The organism is Bacillus cereus group sp. BfR-BA-01382 (genome assembly GCF_022663475.1).
Taxonomy (GTDB): Bacteria; Bacillota; Bacilli; order Bacillales; family Bacillaceae_G; genus Bacillus_A; species Bacillus_A thuringiensis_S.
The window spans coordinates 1-18,169 of sequence record NZ_JAKUFQ010000036.1 but is presented as its reverse complement, the minus strand read 5'-3'; the positions used below and the strand labels follow the sequence as shown (position 1 = coordinate 18,169).

Genomic DNA, 18,169 nt, shown 5'->3' with positions numbered 1-18,169 from the left:
GTACCCAGAGTGATGGCTCAGGGTACTTTTTTATATGTGAAAATATATTTTAAAAAAGTTTTCAAGATATGTTGACTTTAAATAATATCTGATGTAAGATACTAATTGTCCGTTAAATACGACGACATGGCGGTGTAGCTCAGCTGGCTAGAGCGTACGGTTCATACCCGTGAGGTCGGGGGTTCGATCCCCTCCGCCGCTATATTTAATTTAACGGCCCGTTGGTCAAGTGGTTAAGACACCGCCCTTTCACGGCGGTAACACGGGTTCGAATCCCGTACGGGTCATCTAAAAAGATCATGCAAATTTGCATGATCTTTTTTTGTTAAATGGATTAAGATATACAACACTTCTACAAAATCACCCTATATTTTCTGAATATTTAATTAAAAAATCGAAATAACTTACATACCGTGTATATCTGTAGAGTTATTTCGAATAAAAAGTCGAACGATTATAAAAGTGAAAACTGTTGTTTTGACAAAAATCCCAACAATCATCTTTTATAATGACAGTAATTAAACTATGCAGGTGGTGTTAAAAGTATGCCTAAAGCAGGAAGGAATACTATGAATACAAGTGTATTGGCAATGAATGAGAGTCAGCTTGGAGGAATAAAGTGGACGAGTAAGTTGCGAATGAAATTTGAACAAGTTTTCTTTAGATGGGGATTTATTATTGTTGTTATTGGTTTTCTTTTGGGAAGAGCATATATATTAACAAATATCTTACCGTTTGCACTACCATTTTTTGCTGCTGTTTATGTTATGAAGCGGGATAAGATGCCGCTAGCATTTTTAGCTCTAATGGGAGGAGCTCTTTCAGTCTCGATAGATAATTTGTTTTTTACTTTTGCATCTATCTTTACTTTCTTCATTTATAATATCTTCTTTAGTAGATTCACACGTAAAACCGTTGGACTTGTTCCATTTCAAGTATTTATCTCCGCATTAACCGCACACTTAGTTGTTGTATATTTTGCACAACAAACTGTCACCATGTACGATTTACTCGTTAGTACCATTGAGGCTGGGCTTAGTTTTGTATTAACTATGATATTTTTACAAAGTGTTCCGCTTTTAGTAGAAAGGAAAGGAAAACAACAGGCGTTAGAGACGGAAGAAATTGTTTGTTTGATTATATTACTAGCATCTGTTTTAACGGGTACAACAGATTGGTTTGTATATGATGCTTCTATTCAACATATTTTTACACGGTATTTAGTACTAGTATTTGCATTTATTGCGGGTGCTGCTACAGGATCTACAGTGGGGGTCGTAACAGGTTTGATATTAAGTTTAGCAAATGTATCTAGCTTGTCCCAGCTTAGCCTTCTTGCTTTTTCTGGATTGCTTGGTGGGTTGTTAAAAGAAGGGAAGCGTTTAGGTGTTAGTTTAGGTTTATTAATTGGGACAAGCTTAATTACATTATATGTAGACAAACAGACAAATATTGTAACGACTTTAATTGAGTCAGGCGTAGCGATTGCTATCTTCTTATTAACGCCAAAGCTTGTTTTAGATCGTATTGCTAAATTTATGCCAGGTACACAAGAGCATTCGCAAGATCAACAACAATATTTAAGAAGGATGCGCGATGTTACAGCGAACAAAATCAACCAATTTGCAAATGTATTTGCTGCTTTATCTAATAGCTTTTCTGTATATGGGTATGTAGAGGAAGAAGATAAAGAGACAGAAGCAGATTTGTTTTTGAGTACAATTACTGCGAAAACATGTCAAACATGCTTTAAAAAGGATCAATGCTGGGTAGTGAATTTCGATAAAACGTACGATTATATGAAACAAATAATGAGTGAAACGGAAGAAGGAACCCTGCAACATAATCGTAAATTAGTTCGTGAGTGGGACAAGCATTGTGTGAGAGGGAAAAAAGTGACGGATTTAGTAGCGGGTGAATTAGATCATTTCTATGAGGGACAAAAATTACGAAAACAAATGAAGGAAAATCGTAGAATAGTTGCGGAGCAACTATTAGGTGTATCAAAGGTTATGGAGGATTTTGCTAAGGAGATACAACGAGAGCGTGAAAATCATCAGGTGCAGGAAGAACAGATTATGCAAGCGTTCCGTGATTTTGGTGTCGAAGTAGAGCATGTTGATATTTATTGTTTAGATAGAGGAAGTATTGATATTGAAATGTTGATTCCCGTTGCATCTAATGAACATGGTGAATGTGAAAAGTTAGTTGCACCGATGCTTTCGGATATCCTTAAAGAAAATATTGTCGTTAAACATGAAGAAAAGTCTTCTTATCCGAATGGCCACAGTTTAATATCATTCGGTTCGGCGAAGACGTATTCTCTTGATACGGGATTGGCCACAGCCGCAAAGGGCGGTGGATTTGTTTCGGGTGACTCTTATGCGATGATGGATTTAAGTGTTGGCAAATATGCACTTGCGATTAGTGATGGTATGGGGAATGGGCAAAGAGCTCATATGGAAAGTAAGGAAACGGTGAAATTATTACAAAAAATACTCCAATCCGGTATTGACGAAGAAATAGCGATTAAGTCTATTAATTCAATTCTTTCTTTGAGAACGACGGAAGAGATGTTTACGACATTAGACTTAGCTATGGTAGATTTGCGAGATGCGAGTGCAAGGTTTTTAAAGATCGGATCAACGCCGAGTTTTGTTAAACGCGCGAATAATATTTTGAAAATTGAAGCAAGTAATTTGCCGATGGGAATCATCGAAGATGTTGAAGTTGATGTGGTGGGTGAACAATTAAAAACGGGCGATATCCTTATTATGATGAGCGATGGGATTTTTGAGGGAGCGCAGCATGTAGAGAATCATGAATTGTGGATGAAACGAAAAATTAAAGAATTGCAAACCGAAGACCCGCAAGAAATTGCTGATATCATTATGGAAGAAGTGATTCGCTCTTGTGATGGTTATATAAATGATGATATGACTATTGTAGTGGCAAAAGTGAAGAAAAATATGCCGAAGTGGGCTACGATTCCGATTGTAGGCATGCAGGCGCAGTAAAATGTAAGTGGAATGTTTATCTAAAATTTGATTTTAAAAACCTAGGCGAATACCTAGGTTTTTTTGTGGGAAAAGGTAATGCTATTGATTTTGTGAATACAGACGGAGGATGTAAGATAAAAATGTAATTTTTGTATATCTTTTTTTTGCACAATGTTTGTAAAAGTTGTACCATTATAGACAAGGCGACTAATGTTGCTGTTCTTGTTTAATGAAAGGTGATTGCGAAGTTGAAAGATACATTTGTTGAAAAAGTAGATGACTTTGTAAAGCAGCATGATGTATTAAAGAATGATTCAACAATTGTTGTGGGAGTTTCTGGTGGTCCTGACTCGTTAGCCCTTTTATATTATTTATTAGAAAAAAGAGCGGAAAAACAGTTGGAAATTGTAGTAGCTCATGTGGATCATATGTTTAGAGGTGATGAATCTCATGAGGATTTACAGTTTGTGCAGGACCTTTGTGAAGAACTGGGAATTATTTGTGAAACGATAAGAATTAATGTATCACAATATCAACAGCAATACGGGATGAATGCACAGGTTGCTGCTAGGGAATGCAGATATGCATTTTTGGAAAGAATAATGAAGAAATATGATGCAAGATATGTTGCTCTTGGACATCATGGAGATGATCAAGTAGAGACGATTTTAATGCGTCTTGTAAGAGGGAGTACTCCGAAAGGATATGCAGGAATTGCAGTGAAGCGTCCTTTTCATAATGGATATTTAATTAGGCCGTTACTTGGGGTAACGAAGGAAGAAATTGTTGATTACTGTAATAAGCTAAATTTAATTCCACGTATAGATCCGAGTAATAAAAAGGAAGTATATACAAGGAATCGATTACGTAAATATGTCCTTCCTCACTTAAAAGAAGAAAATCCACAAATGCATGAGAAATTCCAAAAATTTAGCGTGCAGATGCAAGAGGATGAGGCTTATTTGCAGGAATTAGCTTTTGAGAAAATGAATAAAGTAATTACAAAAAAAAGTGATAAACAAATTAGCTTATCAATTCCTGCCTTTGAATCCATGTCTATGCCTTTACAAAGAAGAGGGATTCAACTAATATTAAACTATCTTTATGAATATAAGATTCCATCTTCTCTTTCTTCTATACATATTGACAAGGTGATTGAGTTTTTTAAGCGGACACAACCTTCAGGTTCACTTGATTTTCCAGGTGATTTGAAAATTGTTCGTACATACGAGGAGTGTAGCTTTAGATTTAAACAAGAAATTGTCTCTCCTTTTTTGCAAGATTTATCAGTACCCGGGATCATTACGCTATTGAACGGGGATGAATTTGTAACAGAGGTGAGCGAAGATATACCAAGTAACATGAATGAAACAGTATTTGTTGCTAAGTATAATGATATATCATATCCACTTCGTATTCGTTCTAGGGAAAATGGAGATCGCATGTCAATACAAGGTATGGATGGCACGAAAAAGATAAAAGCTATTTTTATCGAAGCGAAAGTACCAAAAGAAAAAAGGGAAGAATGGCCGGTCGTTTGTGATGCAAGTGGGAACATTATTTGGGTACCCTTGTTGAAGCGATCTGCATTTGCAATTTCGAAAGAGATGGCAAAGAAGGGTAAATATATGATTATTCACTACAAAAGCAAGGAGTCTTCCGGGAGGATAATGAAATGATGAATCAAGATATCGAAAAAGTATTAATTTCTGAAGAACAAATACAAGAAAAGGTGCGCGAACTAGGTGCAGTTATTGCAGAGGATTATAAAAACACAGTACCCCTTGCAATTGGTGTATTAAAAGGCGCAATGCCATTTATGGCAGATTTATTAAAGAGAACAGATACATATCTTGAAATGGATTTTATGGCTGTATCTAGTTATGGTCACTCTACAGTTTCAACAGGCGAAGTGAAAATTTTAAAAGATCTTGATACTTCTGTAGAAGGTCGTGATATTTTAATCGTCGAAGATATTATTGATAGTGGTCTTACACTAAGCTACTTAGTAGACTTATTCAAATATCGTAAAGCGAAGTCTGTAAAAATTGTTACATTATTAGATAAGCCAACAGGCCGTAAGGTTGATCTGAAAGCGGATTATGTTGGATTTACTGTTCCACATGAATTTGTAGTAGGATATGGATTAGATTATAAAGAGCAGTACCGTAATCTTCCTTATGTAGGCGTATTAAAACCAAGCGTTTACTCAAATTAATTAAATACAGGCTTTACAATTGTATAGGAAAGTTTTTCTATGTTACGATTTACTATAGTGTTTATGCCGTGAGAGGAGGTTAGGAATGAATCGTATCTTCCGTAATACCATCTTTTATTTACTGATATTCTTAGTAGTAATTGGAATCGTGAGCTATTTTAATGGTTCGACACAAAAAACGACATCAGTTAGCTACGACAAATTCATTACTAAACTAGAAAGCGGTGAAGTGCGTAATGTGCAACTTCAACCGAAAAATGGTGTATTTGAGGTAAAAGGACAATTCAATAACTCTAGCCAAGGAGAACAATTTGTTACTTATGCACCAAATACTGAGGAATTACAAAAGAAAATCAATGATAAAGCGAAAGGTGCCGAAGTTAAGTATCAACCAGCAGAAGAAACAAGTGCTTGGGTAACATTCTTTACTTCAATCATTCCGTTTGTCATCATCTTCATTTTATTCTTCTTCTTATTAAACCAAGCTCAAGGCGGCGGTAGCCGTGTTATGAACTTCGGGAAAAGTAAGGCGAAGTTATATAATGATGAAAAGAAAAAAGTTCGTTTCAGAGATGTTGCTGGGGCGGATGAAGAGAAACAAGAACTTGTTGAGGTAGTTGAATTCTTAAAAGACCCTCGTAAGTTTTCTGAAGTTGGTGCCCGTATTCCAAAGGGTGTCCTATTAGTTGGACCTCCAGGTACAGGTAAAACTTTATTAGCACGTGCTGTTGCAGGTGAGGCTGGCGTTCCATTCTTCTCTATCAGTGGTTCTGACTTTGTAGAGATGTTTGTCGGTGTCGGTGCATCACGTGTACGTGATTTATTTGAAAATGCAAAGAAAAATGCTCCTTGTATCATTTTCATTGATGAAATTGATGCAGTAGGTCGTCAACGTGGCGCAGGTCTTGGTGGTGGTCATGATGAGCGTGAGCAAACATTGAATCAGTTACTTGTTGAAATGGATGGATTCGGTGCAAACGAAGGTATTATTATCATTGCTGCGACAAACCGTCCAGACATTCTTGACCCAGCGTTATTACGTCCAGGTCGTTTTGACCGTCAAATTACAGTAGATCGTCCAGATGTAAATGGCCGTGAAGCTGTACTGAAAGTACATGCGCGTAATAAACCGCTTGATGAGCATATTAATTTAAGAGCAATTGCGACTCGTACACCAGGATTCTCTGGTGCGGATCTTGAAAACTTATTAAACGAAGCTGCTTTAGTAGCTGCACGTCGAGATAAGAAGAAAATTGATATGAGTGATATCGATGAAGCAACGGATCGTGTTATTGCAGGTCCAGCTAAGAAAAGTCGTGTTATCTCTGAAAAAGAACGTAATATCGTTGCTTTCCATGAAGCAGGCCACACTGTAATTGGTGTTGTTCTTGATGAGGCTGATGTCGTTCATAAAGTAACAATTGTCCCTCGTGGTCAAGCTGGTGGATATGCGGTAATGCTTCCGAAGGAAGATCGTTACTTCATGACAAAGCCAGAGTTACTTGATAAAATCACTGGTTTACTTGGTGGTCGAGTAGCTGAGGAGATTGTATTTGGTGAAGCAAGTACAGGTGCTCACAACGACTTCCAACGTGCGACTGGTATTGCAAGACGTATGGTTACGGAATTCGGTATGAGTGATAAGCTTGGACCGATGCAATTTGGTAGCTCACAAGGTGGTCAGGTATTCTTAGGAAGAGACTTCCATTCAGAACAAAACTACAGTGATGCAATTGCGCATGAAATTGATGTGGAAATGCAAACGATTATTAAAGACTGTTATGCTCGTGCGAAACAAATTCTTACTGAAAAACGAGATAAGCTTGATATTATCGCAAAAACGTTACTTGAAGTAGAAACATTAGATGCAGAGCAAATTAATCATTTATATGATTATGGCAGATTACCTGAGCGTCCAACATCTTCAGATGATGTGAAAGTAAACATCAATATGAAGAAAGACGATGAAGATAAAGAAGATAAGTAAGAAATGAAGGAGTGACTATCGTCACTCCTTTTTTATTTGTTAAGATTTTTGCTAATTACTATTGAGGGCTTAGTGGATAAAGTAATTTAAGTAAAACTAGTATTAAAAATTGAAATAGAGAGCAATCTTTTTGTAAAATGATGAGGATAGGAAAGCTGATTATATAAGTATGTGTGATATGATGTTTTTATAAGTTTTATACATACTACACAAATATAGATTAAATAAGATAAGTGGTGAGAATATGATTTTTGTATTGGATGTAGGGAACACAAATGCTGTACTAGGCGTGTTTGAAGAGGGGGAACTTCGTCAGCATTGGCGCATGGAAACAGATCGTCATAAGACAGAAGATGAATATGGAATGCTTGTAAAACAGTTACTTGATCATGAGGGTCTCTCGTTTGAAGATGTGAAAGGTATTATTGTGTCTTCAGTCGTACCACCAATTATGTTCGCTTTAGAACGTATGTGTGAAAAGTATTTTAAAATTAAACCGCTTGTAGTAGGACCTGGAATAAAAACGGGGCTAAATATTAAATATGAAAATCCACGTGAAGTAGGCGCAGATCGAATTGTAAATGCAGTAGCAGGAATCCAATTGTATGGAAGTCCACTTATTATTGTTGATTTTGGTACGGCTACTACATATTGTTATATTAATGAAGAAAAGCATTATATGGGTGGAGTTATTACGCCAGGAATTATGATTTCAGCAGAGGCTTTATATAGTAGGGCGGCAAAACTTCCTCGTATTGAAATTACAAAACCGAGTAGTGTTGTTGGGAAGAATACAGTAAGTGCGATGCAATCAGGTATTCTTTATGGTTATGTAGGACAAGTGGAAGGTATTGTTAAGCGTATGAAAGAGGAAGCTAAACAAGAACCGAAAGTTATTGCAACAGGTGGATTGGCGAAATTAATTTCAGAGGAATCGAATGTAATTGATATTGTAGATCCATTTTTAACGTTAAAAGGCTTGTATATGTTATATGAGCGTAATGCAAATTTACAGCAGGAGAAAGGTGAATAAATAAGTATGAAAGATTATTTAGTAAAAGCGTTAGCGTTTGATGGAGAAGTACGTGCGTATAGTGTACGTACAACAAATACAGTAAGTGAGGCACAAAGACGTCATGATACATGGAGGACAGCTTCGGCGGCACTTGGTCGTTCTTTAACTGCAGGTACAATGATGGGTGCGATGTTAAAAGGTGATCAAAAGTTAACGATTAAGGTAGAAGGTAATGGTCCGATTGGCCCTATCTTAGTGGATGCTCATGCAAATGGAGATGTACGTGGCTACGTAACGAATCCACATGTTGATTTTGAAGGAACGGAACAAGGGAAATTACGTGTATATCAAGCGGTAGGTACAGAAGGTTTTGTAACAGTAATTAAAGATATTGGTATGCGTGAGCCGTTTATCGGTCAATCCCCAATCGTTTCGGGAGAACTAGGGGAAGATTTCACGTATTATTTCGCAGTTTCTGAGCAGACGCCTTCTTCTGTTGGTGTCGGTGTCCTTGTAAATGGAGATGACAGCGTATTAGCGGCGGGTGGATTTATCCTTCAAATTATGCCGGGCGCACAGGAAGAAACAATTTCATTCATTGAAGATCGTTTGCAAAAAATCCCGCCTGTATCAACATTGATTGAACGAGGCCTTTCTCCAGAAGAGCTACTATATGCAGTCCTTGGAGAAGATAAAGTAAAAGTATTAGAAACAATGGATGTTCAATTTAATTGTACGTGTTCACGTGAGCGTATTGAGAGTGTGTTAATTAGTTTAGGTAAAACAGAGTTAGAGCAAATTCGTGAAGAAGAAGAAGAGACAGAAGTTCATTGCCATTTCTGTAATGAACGTTACAAGTTCTCTAAAGAAGATATTACAAATTTAATTGAGAATTTGTAATAAGGGGATTAACCCTCCGAATAGATTGACAAACAGGGAATTTTCTGACAAAATCTAAATATAGATAAAACCAATAAAAATACTCGGTGTTAGGAGTGACAGGAATGCGAGTGGCACAATCAGTTTCAGAATTAATCGGGAAAACGCCGATCGTTAAGTTGAACCGCATCGTAGAATCAGACAGCGCAGATATATACTTAAAACTAGAATTTATGAATCCGGGGAGTAGCGTTAAAGATCGTATTGCACTAGCTATGATTGAAGATGCTGAAAAAAAGGGATTGTTAAAAGAGGGCGATACAATCATTGAACCAACAAGTGGTAACACAGGTATTGGTTTAGCGATGGTAGCGGCTGCTAAAGGATATAATGCAATTTTAGTAATGCCAGAAACAATGAGTATTGAGCGTCGTAATTTATTACGTGCTTACGGTGCTGAATTAGTATTGACTCCAGGTCCTGAAGGGATGGGTGGAGCAATTCGTAAAGCAACTGAATTAGCAAAAGAGCATGGTTACTTTATACCGCAACAGTTCCAAAATCAATCGAATCCACAAATTCACCGTTTAACAACAGGTCCAGAAATTGTTGAACAAATGGGTGATCAATTAGATGCGTTTATTGCAGGTATTGGTACAGGTGGAACAATTACTGGTGCTGGTGAAGTGCTGAAGGAAGCATATGAAGGTATTAAAATTTATGCAGTAGAACCTGCGGATTCACCAGTGTTATCTGGTGGGAAACCAGGTCCACATAAAATCCAAGGAATTGGGGCGGGATTTGTCCCAGAGACATTGGATGTAGAAGTATATGATGAAATTATTCAAGTGAAAACAGAGCAAGCATTTGAATATGCGAGAAGAGTGGCTAAAGAAGAAGGTATTTTAGTTGGTATCTCTTCAGGAGCAGTTATTTATGCAGCAACAGAAGTTGCGAAAAAGTTAGGTAAAGGGAAAAAGGTACTCGTTATTATTCCAAGTAACGGTGAACGTTATTTAAGTACACCACTTTATCAATTTGAATCATAATTAAATGCGATTGAAAAAGCATCCTTGAAAAAGGATGCTTTTTCTTTTTGGATTGGAAATAGGAAAAGAGTGAATGACTAGAAAACTTCATGTAAAATAAGAGGTAGTATAATTAAATTATTTTCACTAGCCTTCGAGTATAATCAATCTCTATATAAATAACTTATGTAGTTTGAGGTGGTTCATCTAAGAGGGTGGGATAAAAGAAGACGGGGTGTTGATATGCAACGAAGAAAATCTTTAGCGCTTTCTATTCCATATCAGTTAGATTTCTTTAAGCAATATAAATTTCTTTCTCAGGATAAGCCGCAACATATTTTGCTGGAAAGTGGACGTGGCGGTCGTTATAACATAGTGGGTTTAAACCCGGTAGCGGTAATCCAAGGAAAGGGTGTAAAGTTACATATAAGTGAAAGTGGTAAGGAAACAATAAAAAAAGGGAATCCATTAGATTTAATGCAAGAATATATGGAGAAATGGAAAACAGACTACAATCCAGAGTACCCACCTTTTCAAGGTGGTGCAATGGGCTACTTTAGTTATGATTGTATCCGTTATATTGAAAAACTCCCTTCTCTTGCAGAGGATGATCTGAATATACCCGATATATACTTTTTATTATTTGATGATGTGTTTGTCTATGATCAAAAAGAAAAGGTATTGTGGATTATTACACATTATGTAGATAAGCATGCAGAAGCGGAAGAACGTTTAAATGAATGGAAGGATCTTTGGACGGCAGAAGTGCCTGAAGTGACTATGCCGTTTGAACGTCCTAAAAAGAAAAATGAAGCGGTTGCCTTTACAGAAGCAGGCTTTATGAAGGCTGTTGAATGTATTCAAGAGTATATTAGAAATGGTGATGTGTTTCAAGTAAACTTGTCGACAAGACAGGAAAGAACTTTACAAACGCATCCACTAGAAATTTATACAAGTCTTCGTAAAATTAATCCATCTCCATATATGGGTTACTTAGAGCTTGGGGATTTTCAAATTGTTAGTGCTTCGCCTGAATTGCTGATTAAAAAACAAGGGCAAGAAGTAAGTACACGACCAATTGCAGGTACAAGATCCCGAGGTGCAAATGAACAAGAGGATCAAGACTTAGCAAGGGAATTAATTGAGAACGAAAAGGAACGAGCAGAGCATGTGATGCTTGTAGATTTAGAGCGAAATGATTTAGGACGTGTTTGTAAATATGGTACTGTAGAAGTCGATGAATTTATGGTAATTGAAAAGTACTCACATGTTATGCATATCGTTTCCAATGTGCGTGGTGAGGTGGAAGAAGATAAGGATGCTTTCGATTTAGTGAAAGCTGTATTTCCTGGTGGAACAATTACTGGTGCACCGAAAATACGTACGATGGAGATTATAGAAGAATTAGAGCCTGTTCGTCGAGGGATTTATACAGGTTCAATTGGTTGGATTGGTTATTCTGGAGATACGGAATTAAATATTGTCATTAGAACGCTTCTTGCGAAAGATGGGCAAGCACATGTGCAAGCTGGAGCGGGAATTGTAATTGATTCAAATCCGAAAAATGAATATAAAGAGTCGTTAAAAAAGGCAATTGCTTTATGGCGTGCAAAAGAAAGTAGCGAAGAAACGGTTAGGTGAGAGAAATGATATTAATGATTGATAATTATGATTCTTTTACATTTAATTTAGTACAGTTTCTTGGAGAACTTGGACAAGAGCTTGTTGTTAAGCGTAATGATGAAGTGAGTATTGCAGATATTGAGAATATGAAACCAGATTTCTTAATGATTTCGCCAGGTCCATGTAGTCCTAATGAAGCGGGGATTAGTATGGAAGTTATTAAATACTTTGCTGGGAAGATTCCGATTTTTGGAGTTTGTCTTGGGCATCAATCGATTGCACAAGTATTTGGTGGAGAAGTTGTTCGTGCAGAGCGATTAATGCATGGAAAAACGTCACTTATGCATCATGATGGGAAAACGATTTTCTTAGATATTCCTAATCCATTTACTGCAACGCGTTATCATTCCCTGATTGTTAAGAAAGAGTCATTGCCAGATTGTTTAGAGGTAACATCTTGGACAGAGGAAGGGGAAATTATGGCGATTCGTCATAAGACACTGCCGATAGAGGGTGTGCAATTCCACCCAGAATCTATTATGACTTCTCATGGGAAAGAGTTACTACAGAACTTCATTCGTAAATATAGTCCAAGTGTGACATCATGTTAATTTACGTAAATGGCGAGTATGTAGAAGCGAATGAAGCGAAAATCTCCCCTTATGACCATGGTTATTTATATGGGCTGGGAGTTTTTGAGACATTTCGTATTTATAATGGTCATCCTTTTTTGTTAGATGATCATTATAACCGTTTAATAGGTGCGCTAGATGCATTGCAAATTAAATGGACAATGACAAAAGATGACGTGATGCTTATTTTGAAAAATCTACTCGCTAAGAATGAATTGGAACATGCGTATGTACGTTTTAATGTATCAGCAGGTGTAGATGAAATAGGATTACAAACGGAAATGTATGAAGACCCTTCGGTTATTGTTTTTATAAAACCTTTAACAGCTCCAGGAGATGTAGTAGAAAAAGAAGGGGTTATTTTAAAACAAGTGCGAAATACACCAGAAGGAGCATTTCGTCTGAAGTCTCATCATTATCTAAATAATATTTTAGGGAAGCGTGAAATTGGAAATGTAGTGAGCAAGGAAGGTATTTTCCTTACTGAAGCAGGTTATGTTGCAGAGGGGATTGTTTCGAATCTCTTTTTTGTGAAAGGTGATGTTTTATATACACCTTCGTTAAAAACAGGGATTTTAAATGGTATCACTCGTGCGTTTATTATAAAAAGTGCTGAAGAATTGAATATAGAAGTAAAGGAAGGTTTCTTTACAAAAGATGAATTACTTTCAGCAGATGAAGTCTTTGTAACAAACTCAATTCAAGAAATTGTTCCGCTTTATCGTATAGAAGCGCAGGATTTCCCGGGTAAAGTAGGAGTAGTTACAAAAAGTTTAATGTACCTTTATGGAATGCAGAGAGAGAAATTATGGAGCAGAAATGAATTACGAAGAGGAGATGTGTAGTTTGAAGTGGGATTATGATTTACGCTGCGGCGAATATACATTGAATTTAAATGAAAAGACATTAATTATGGGGATTTTAAATGTAACACCAGATTCGTTTTCTGATGGTGGGAGTTACAACGAGGTAGATGCTGCGGTACGTCATGCAAAAGAAATGCAAGGTGAAGGTGCTCATATTATTGATATTGGTGGCGAATCTACTCGCCCGGGTTTTGCTAAAGTATCAGTAGAAGAAGAAATAAAGCGAGTTGTCCCGATGATTCAAGCGGTTTCAAAAGAAGTGAAATTGCCTATATCTATCGATACATATAAAGCTGAAGTTGCAAAGCAAGCAATTGAGGCTGGTGCTCATATTATTAATGATATTTGGGGAGCGAAGGCGGAGCCAATAATTGCTGAAGTCGCAGCTCATTATGATGTACCTATCATTTTAATGCATAACCGCGATAATATGAATTATCGTAATTTAATGGCGGATATGATTGCTGATTTGTATGATAGTATCAAAATTGCTAAAAATGCTGGTGTGCGAGATGAGAATATTATTTTAGATCCAGGTATCGGTTTTGCTAAAACACCTAAGCAAAACTTAGAGGTGATGCGTAATTTAGAACAGTTAAATGTGCTAGGTTATCCGGTTCTCTTAGGTACATCGAGAAAGTCCTTTATTGGGCACGTATTAGATTTGCCAGTAGAGGAACGCCTTGAGGGAACGGGAGCTACTGTTTGTCTTGGTATTGAAAAGGGTTGTGAGTTTGTTCGTGTCCATGATGTGAAAGAAATGGCGCGTATGGCTAAAATGATGGATGCAATGATTGGTAAGGGGGTAAAGTAATTGGATAAAATTTATATCCATGATATGGAGTTTTACGGTTATCATGGTGTGTTCCCGGAGGAAAATAAATTAGGTCAGAGATTTAAAGTTGACTTAACGGTGGAGTTGGATTTAAAGCGTGCAGGGGAAAGTGATGAATTAGAGCATTCGGTCAATTATGGAGAGCTTTTCGAATTATGTAGAAAAGTTGTTGAAGATAGAAAGTATAAGCTTGTGGAGAGTATCGCTGAAAATATTGCTGCAGATATATTAAAACAATATGAAAGTATTTCACGATGTACAATTAAGGTAATTAAGCCGGATCCACCGATACCAGGTCATTATCGTGCTGTAGCAGTAGAAATTACGAGAGAACGTCCATGAATAATATAGCATACATTGCATTAGGGTCAAATATTGGAGAGCGTTATACGTATCTAACCGAAGCGATTCAGTTCTTAAATAAAAATCCTTATATTCAGGTTGATGATATTTCATCTGTATATGAAACTGAGCCAGTTGGCTATACTGACCAAAGTTGCTTTTTAAATTTAGTTATAAAAATTTCTACCAATTTATCACCACAAGAATTATTGAAAGTAACACAAAAAGTAGAAAATGACCTAGGAAGAAAAAGGGAAATTAGGTGGGGGCCGAGGACTATCGACCTTGACATTTTACTTTATAATCAAGAGAATATTGAAGCAGAGAATCTTATTGTTCCGCATCCGCGGATGTTTGAAAGAGCTTTTGTTATCGTTCCGTTGTTAGAGATTAATCAAGACATAAAACAAAACATTTCACGTTCACAAGTAGAAGAAATGAAAAGGCGAGAGGGAGTAACGGTATGGAAGCAGAAAAATGGGGAAGACGCATTCGTGCTTTTCGAAAGCTAAAAGGCTACACGCAAGAAGGTTTTGCTAAAGAATTAGGGGTATCTGTATCTGTTTTAGGTGAAGTTGAGAGAGGGAATCGATCACCTTCTCAAGATTTTGTAGTAGAAGTTGCTAAGGCATTAAATGTTTCGATAGATGAATTAATGCCAAAGTGACTGTGCAGGAAGGAGTAGGTTGATTGTTAAAGATTGCAAATATTGAGATGAAAAATCCGGTTGTATTAGCACCGATGGCGGGAGTGTGTAATTCTGCATTCCGTTTAACAGTGAAAGAATTTGGTGCAGGTCTAGTTTGTGCTGAAATGGTAAGTGATAAGGCAATATTACTGAATAACAAAAGAACATTAGATATGTTATATATCGATGAGAGAGAAAAACCATTAAGTTTACAAATTTTTGGTGGAGAGAAAGAAACTCTTGTAGATGCTGCGAAATACGTAGATAAATATACGACAGCAGATATTATTGATATCAATATGGGTTGCCCAGTACCGAAAATCGTAAAATGTGATGCGGGGGCAAGGTGGCTTTTAGATCCCAATAAAATATATGAAATGGTAGCAGCGGTTGTAGATGCTGTTGAAAAGCCGGTTACAGTTAAAATGCGTATCGGTTGGGATGAAGAACATATTTTCGCAATAGAAAATGCTAGAGCTATTGAGCGTGCTGGTGGACAAGCTGTGGCGGTTCACGGACGTACGCGAGTGCAAATGTATGAAGGTAAAGCGGATTGGGATATCATTAAACAAGTAAAGCAAGCTGTGAATATCCCGGTTATCGGAAATGGTGATGTCGAAACACCGCAAGATGCGAAGCGAATGCTTGATGAGATTGGTGTAGATGGTGTTATGATTGGCCGTGCGGCTCTTGGGGATCCATGGATGATTTATCGTACAGTAAAGTATTTAGAGACAGGTGAATTAATGCCGGAACCAACAGTGCGCGAGAAAATTGATGTATGTATGTTGCATCTAGATCGTCTTATCGACTTAAAGAACGAAAGTGTCGCTGTAAGAGAGATGAGAAAACATGCAGCTTGGTATTTAAAAGGTGTTCGTGGTAATGCGAGTGTACGTAATGGTATTAATGCTTGTAACACACGTGAAGACCTTGCGAATGTGTTAGGTGCATTTGTAGAAGAAGTAGAAGCGAAACAACAAACAATTTACGTTGGTTAATAAGGAACATAGGAGATTGACATTCTTCTATACACTTCCTATAATTACGTGAAAGAAAGAAGAACTGCCAGTTAGTTGCTGGCAGTTTTTCTAGTTGAGTAGAAAATGCTATACTGTATATATTGTAAAAATTAATAGAGCTGGAGTGATATCAATATCATGGATAACATGAACCACGAAGAATTAAACGACCAATTGCTTGTTCGTCGTGAAAAGCTACATAATTTACGTGAGCAAGGAATCGATCCGTTCGGTAAACGATTTGAACGCACAAATTCAACGACCGACTTAGTAAGTTTATATGGAGAATTCTCTAAAGAAGAATTAGAAGAGAAAGAAATCACTGTTTCTATCGCTGGTCGTATTATGACAAAACGCGGTAAAGGAAAAGCTGGATTCGCGCACATTCAAGATTTACACGGACAAGTTCAAATTTACGTTCGTAAAGATACTGTTGGAGATGAAGAGTACGAGTTATTTACGACAGCAGATTTAGGTGACTTAGTAGGTATTGAAGGTAAAGTGTTCAAAACAAACGTTGGAGAACTTTCAGTAAAAGCAACGGGATTTACGCTTTTAACGAAATCTCTCCGTCCGTTACCGGATAAATATCATGGATTAAAAGATGTTGAACAACGATACCGTCAACGTTACTTAGACTTAATTACAAGTATGGAAAGTCGTGAAACATTTGTTACTCGCAGTAAAATTATTCGTGAAATGAGAAGATATTTAGATGACAACGGTTATCTTGAAGTAGAAACGCCTATGATGCACGCGATTGCAGGTGGAGCATCTGCTCGTCCTTTCACTACGCATCATAATGCGTTAGATATGGAATTATATATGCGCATCGCAATTGAACTTCATTTAAAACGTCTTATTGTGGGCGGATTAGAAAAAGTTTATGAGATTGGCCGTGTATTCCGTAATGAGGGTGTATCAACTCGTCATAACCCTGAGTTTACGATGATTGAATTATATGAAGCGTACGCTGATTATAATGATATTATGAAACTAACAGAAAATATGGTTGCTCATATTGCGAAAAAAGTATTGGGTACAACAACAATCCAATATGGTGATTATGAAATTAATCTAGAACCAGAATGGACACGTCTTCATATGGTAGATGCAATTAAGCAACACTCTGGAGCGGATTTCTGGAATCCGATGAGTGTAGAAGAAGCGCGTGAGCTTGCGAAAGAACATAATGTAGAAATTAAGGATACAATGGAAGTTGGTCATATTATTAATGAGTTCTTCGAGCAAAAAGTAGAAGATCAATTAATCCAACCAACATTTATTTACGGTCATCCGGTAGAAATTTCGCCACTTGCGAAAAAGAATGATGAAGATCCACGATTCACAGATCGTTTCGAATTATTTATCGTTGCACGTGAACATGCAAATGCATTTACTGAGTTAAATGATCCGATCGATCAAAAAGAACGTTTTGAAGCGCAATTAAAAGAGCGTGAACAAGGTAATGACGAAGCACATATGATGGATGACGATTATATTGAAGCTCTTGAGTACGGTATGCCTCCTACGGGTGGATTAGGAATTGGTATTGATCGTCTAGTTATGTTATTAACAAATGCACCATCTATTCGTGATGTATTATTATTCCCTGCTATGCGCCATAAACAAGACTAAGCTTTGGAGATTTCTCCAAAGCTTTTTTTATTTGAGTATGAGTTGCGTGGGTATAATAGATCTTGATGGTGCGAGAAATTATACTTATATAGAAGAAATGTGCTGTTTTTATACTTTTTTACTAAGTTAAAAATTTTATTAGAAAAACTATTGCATTTTAATAATCAAACTGGTATATTTATATTCGTTGCCACGAAAGGTAACAAGCAAAACAAACGAAAAACAACTTATTGAAAAAAGTTGTTGACGAGAATGTAACGAAATGTTATATTGATAAAGTCGCTTCTGAGCGACCAAGTAGTTCTTTGAAAACTGAACGAAACAAACAACGTGAAACGTCAATTTTTATTTTTAGATGCTAGACAAACTAACTTTATTGGAGAGTTTGATCCTGGCT

At 36.9% G+C, this 18,169-nt stretch carries 16 protein-coding genes and 2 tRNA genes; all 18 read left to right on the top strand.

Annotated elements, in window-relative coordinates; all coding sequences use genetic code 11:
- Positions 1 to 128 precede the first annotated feature (128 nt).
- Positions 129 to 202 (top strand) — tRNA-Met (locus MR160_RS16130).
- Between the two features lie 13 nt (positions 203 to 215).
- A tRNA-Glu gene (locus MR160_RS16125) sits at positions 216 to 287 on the top strand.
- Between the two features lie 258 nt (positions 288 to 545).
- Positions 546 to 3,017 (top strand): stage II sporulation protein E, encoded by a 2,472-nt coding sequence (gene spoIIE, locus MR160_RS16120; RefSeq protein WP_001123558.1) that lies wholly within the window; start codon positions 546 to 548, stop codon positions 3,015 to 3,017.
- Between the two features lie 230 nt (positions 3,018 to 3,247).
- The gene (tilS, locus tag MR160_RS16115) at positions 3,248 to 4,678 is read left to right on the top strand and encodes a tRNA lysidine(34) synthetase TilS (protein WP_000655456.1); all 1,431 of its coding nucleotides are present in this window, start codon (positions 3,248 to 3,250) and stop codon (positions 4,676 to 4,678) included.
- Positions 4,675 to 5,217, top strand: a complete 543-nt coding sequence (gene hpt, locus MR160_RS16110) for a hypoxanthine phosphoribosyltransferase (protein WP_000981846.1) — start codon at positions 4,675 to 4,677, stop codon at positions 5,215 to 5,217. The genes tilS and hpt overlap by 4 nt, the downstream gene beginning before the upstream one ends.
- Positions 5,218 to 5,302: 85 nt before the next feature.
- Positions 5,303 to 7,204, top strand: a complete 1,902-nt coding sequence (ftsH, locus tag MR160_RS16105) for an ATP-dependent zinc metalloprotease FtsH (RefSeq protein ID WP_001079668.1) — start codon at positions 5,303 to 5,305, stop codon at positions 7,202 to 7,204.
- Positions 7,205 to 7,448: 244 nt separating this feature from the next.
- On the top strand, positions 7,449 to 8,237 hold the full coding sequence (locus MR160_RS16100) for a type III pantothenate kinase (RefSeq protein WP_000578366.1): 789 nt from the start codon (positions 7,449 to 7,451) through the stop codon (positions 8,235 to 8,237).
- A gap of 6 nt (positions 8,238 to 8,243) precedes the next feature.
- Entirely contained in the window at positions 8,244 to 9,119 is an 876-nt protein-coding gene (gene hslO / locus MR160_RS16095) for a redox-regulated molecular chaperone HslO (protein ID WP_000656369.1), read from the top strand.
- Between the two features lie 104 nt (positions 9,120 to 9,223).
- The gene (gene cysK, locus MR160_RS16090; RefSeq protein WP_001261716.1) at positions 9,224 to 10,147 is read left to right on the top strand and encodes a cysteine synthase A; all 924 of its coding nucleotides are present in this window, start codon (positions 9,224 to 9,226) and stop codon (positions 10,145 to 10,147) included.
- A 222-nt stretch (positions 10,148 to 10,369) separates the two neighbouring features.
- Positions 10,370 to 11,767, top strand: a complete 1,398-nt coding sequence (gene trpE / locus MR160_RS16085) for an anthranilate synthase component I (RefSeq protein ID WP_242297715.1) — start codon at positions 10,370 to 10,372, stop codon at positions 11,765 to 11,767.
- Between the two features lie 5 nt (positions 11,768 to 11,772).
- Positions 11,773 to 12,360 carry an aminodeoxychorismate/anthranilate synthase component II gene (gene pabA / locus MR160_RS16080; protein WP_000602284.1) on the top strand — a complete coding sequence of 196 codons (588 nt, stop codon included), beginning with the start codon at positions 11,773 to 11,775 and terminating at the stop codon, positions 12,358 to 12,360.
- A complete protein-coding gene (gene pabC, locus MR160_RS16075; protein ID WP_000909860.1) occupies positions 12,354 to 13,226 on the top strand; it encodes an aminodeoxychorismate lyase in 873 nt (290 codons plus the stop codon). Before pabA ends, pabC begins: the two co-directional genes overlap by 7 nt.
- Positions 13,201 to 14,061, top strand: coding sequence for a dihydropteroate synthase (gene folP / locus MR160_RS16070; RefSeq protein ID WP_002084136.1), 861 nt, complete (start codon positions 13,201 to 13,203; stop codon positions 14,059 to 14,061). Before pabC ends, folP begins: the two co-directional genes overlap by 26 nt.
- Positions 14,062 to 14,424 (top strand): dihydroneopterin aldolase, encoded by a 363-nt coding sequence (folB, locus tag MR160_RS16065; RefSeq protein ID WP_000358066.1) that lies wholly within the window; start codon positions 14,062 to 14,064, stop codon positions 14,422 to 14,424.
- Positions 14,421 to 14,936, top strand: a complete 516-nt coding sequence (gene folK, locus MR160_RS16060; RefSeq protein ID WP_001059450.1) for a 2-amino-4-hydroxy-6-hydroxymethyldihydropteridine diphosphokinase — start codon at positions 14,421 to 14,423, stop codon at positions 14,934 to 14,936. The genes folB and folK overlap by 4 nt, the downstream gene beginning before the upstream one ends.
- On the top strand, positions 14,888 to 15,091 hold the full coding sequence (locus MR160_RS16055; RefSeq protein WP_000387030.1) for a helix-turn-helix domain-containing protein: 204 nt from the start codon (positions 14,888 to 14,890) through the stop codon (positions 15,089 to 15,091). The genes folK and MR160_RS16055 overlap by 49 nt, the downstream gene beginning before the upstream one ends.
- Positions 15,092 to 15,114: 23 nt before the next feature.
- Positions 15,115 to 16,113, top strand: coding sequence for a tRNA dihydrouridine synthase DusB (gene dusB / locus MR160_RS16050; protein WP_000912244.1), 999 nt, complete (start codon positions 15,115 to 15,117; stop codon positions 16,111 to 16,113).
- A 159-nt stretch (positions 16,114 to 16,272) separates the two neighbouring features.
- The gene (gene lysS / locus MR160_RS16045; RefSeq protein WP_242297713.1) at positions 16,273 to 17,772 is read left to right on the top strand and encodes a lysine--tRNA ligase; all 1,500 of its coding nucleotides are present in this window, start codon (positions 16,273 to 16,275) and stop codon (positions 17,770 to 17,772) included.
- Positions 17,773 to 18,169: the final 397 nt, after the last annotated feature.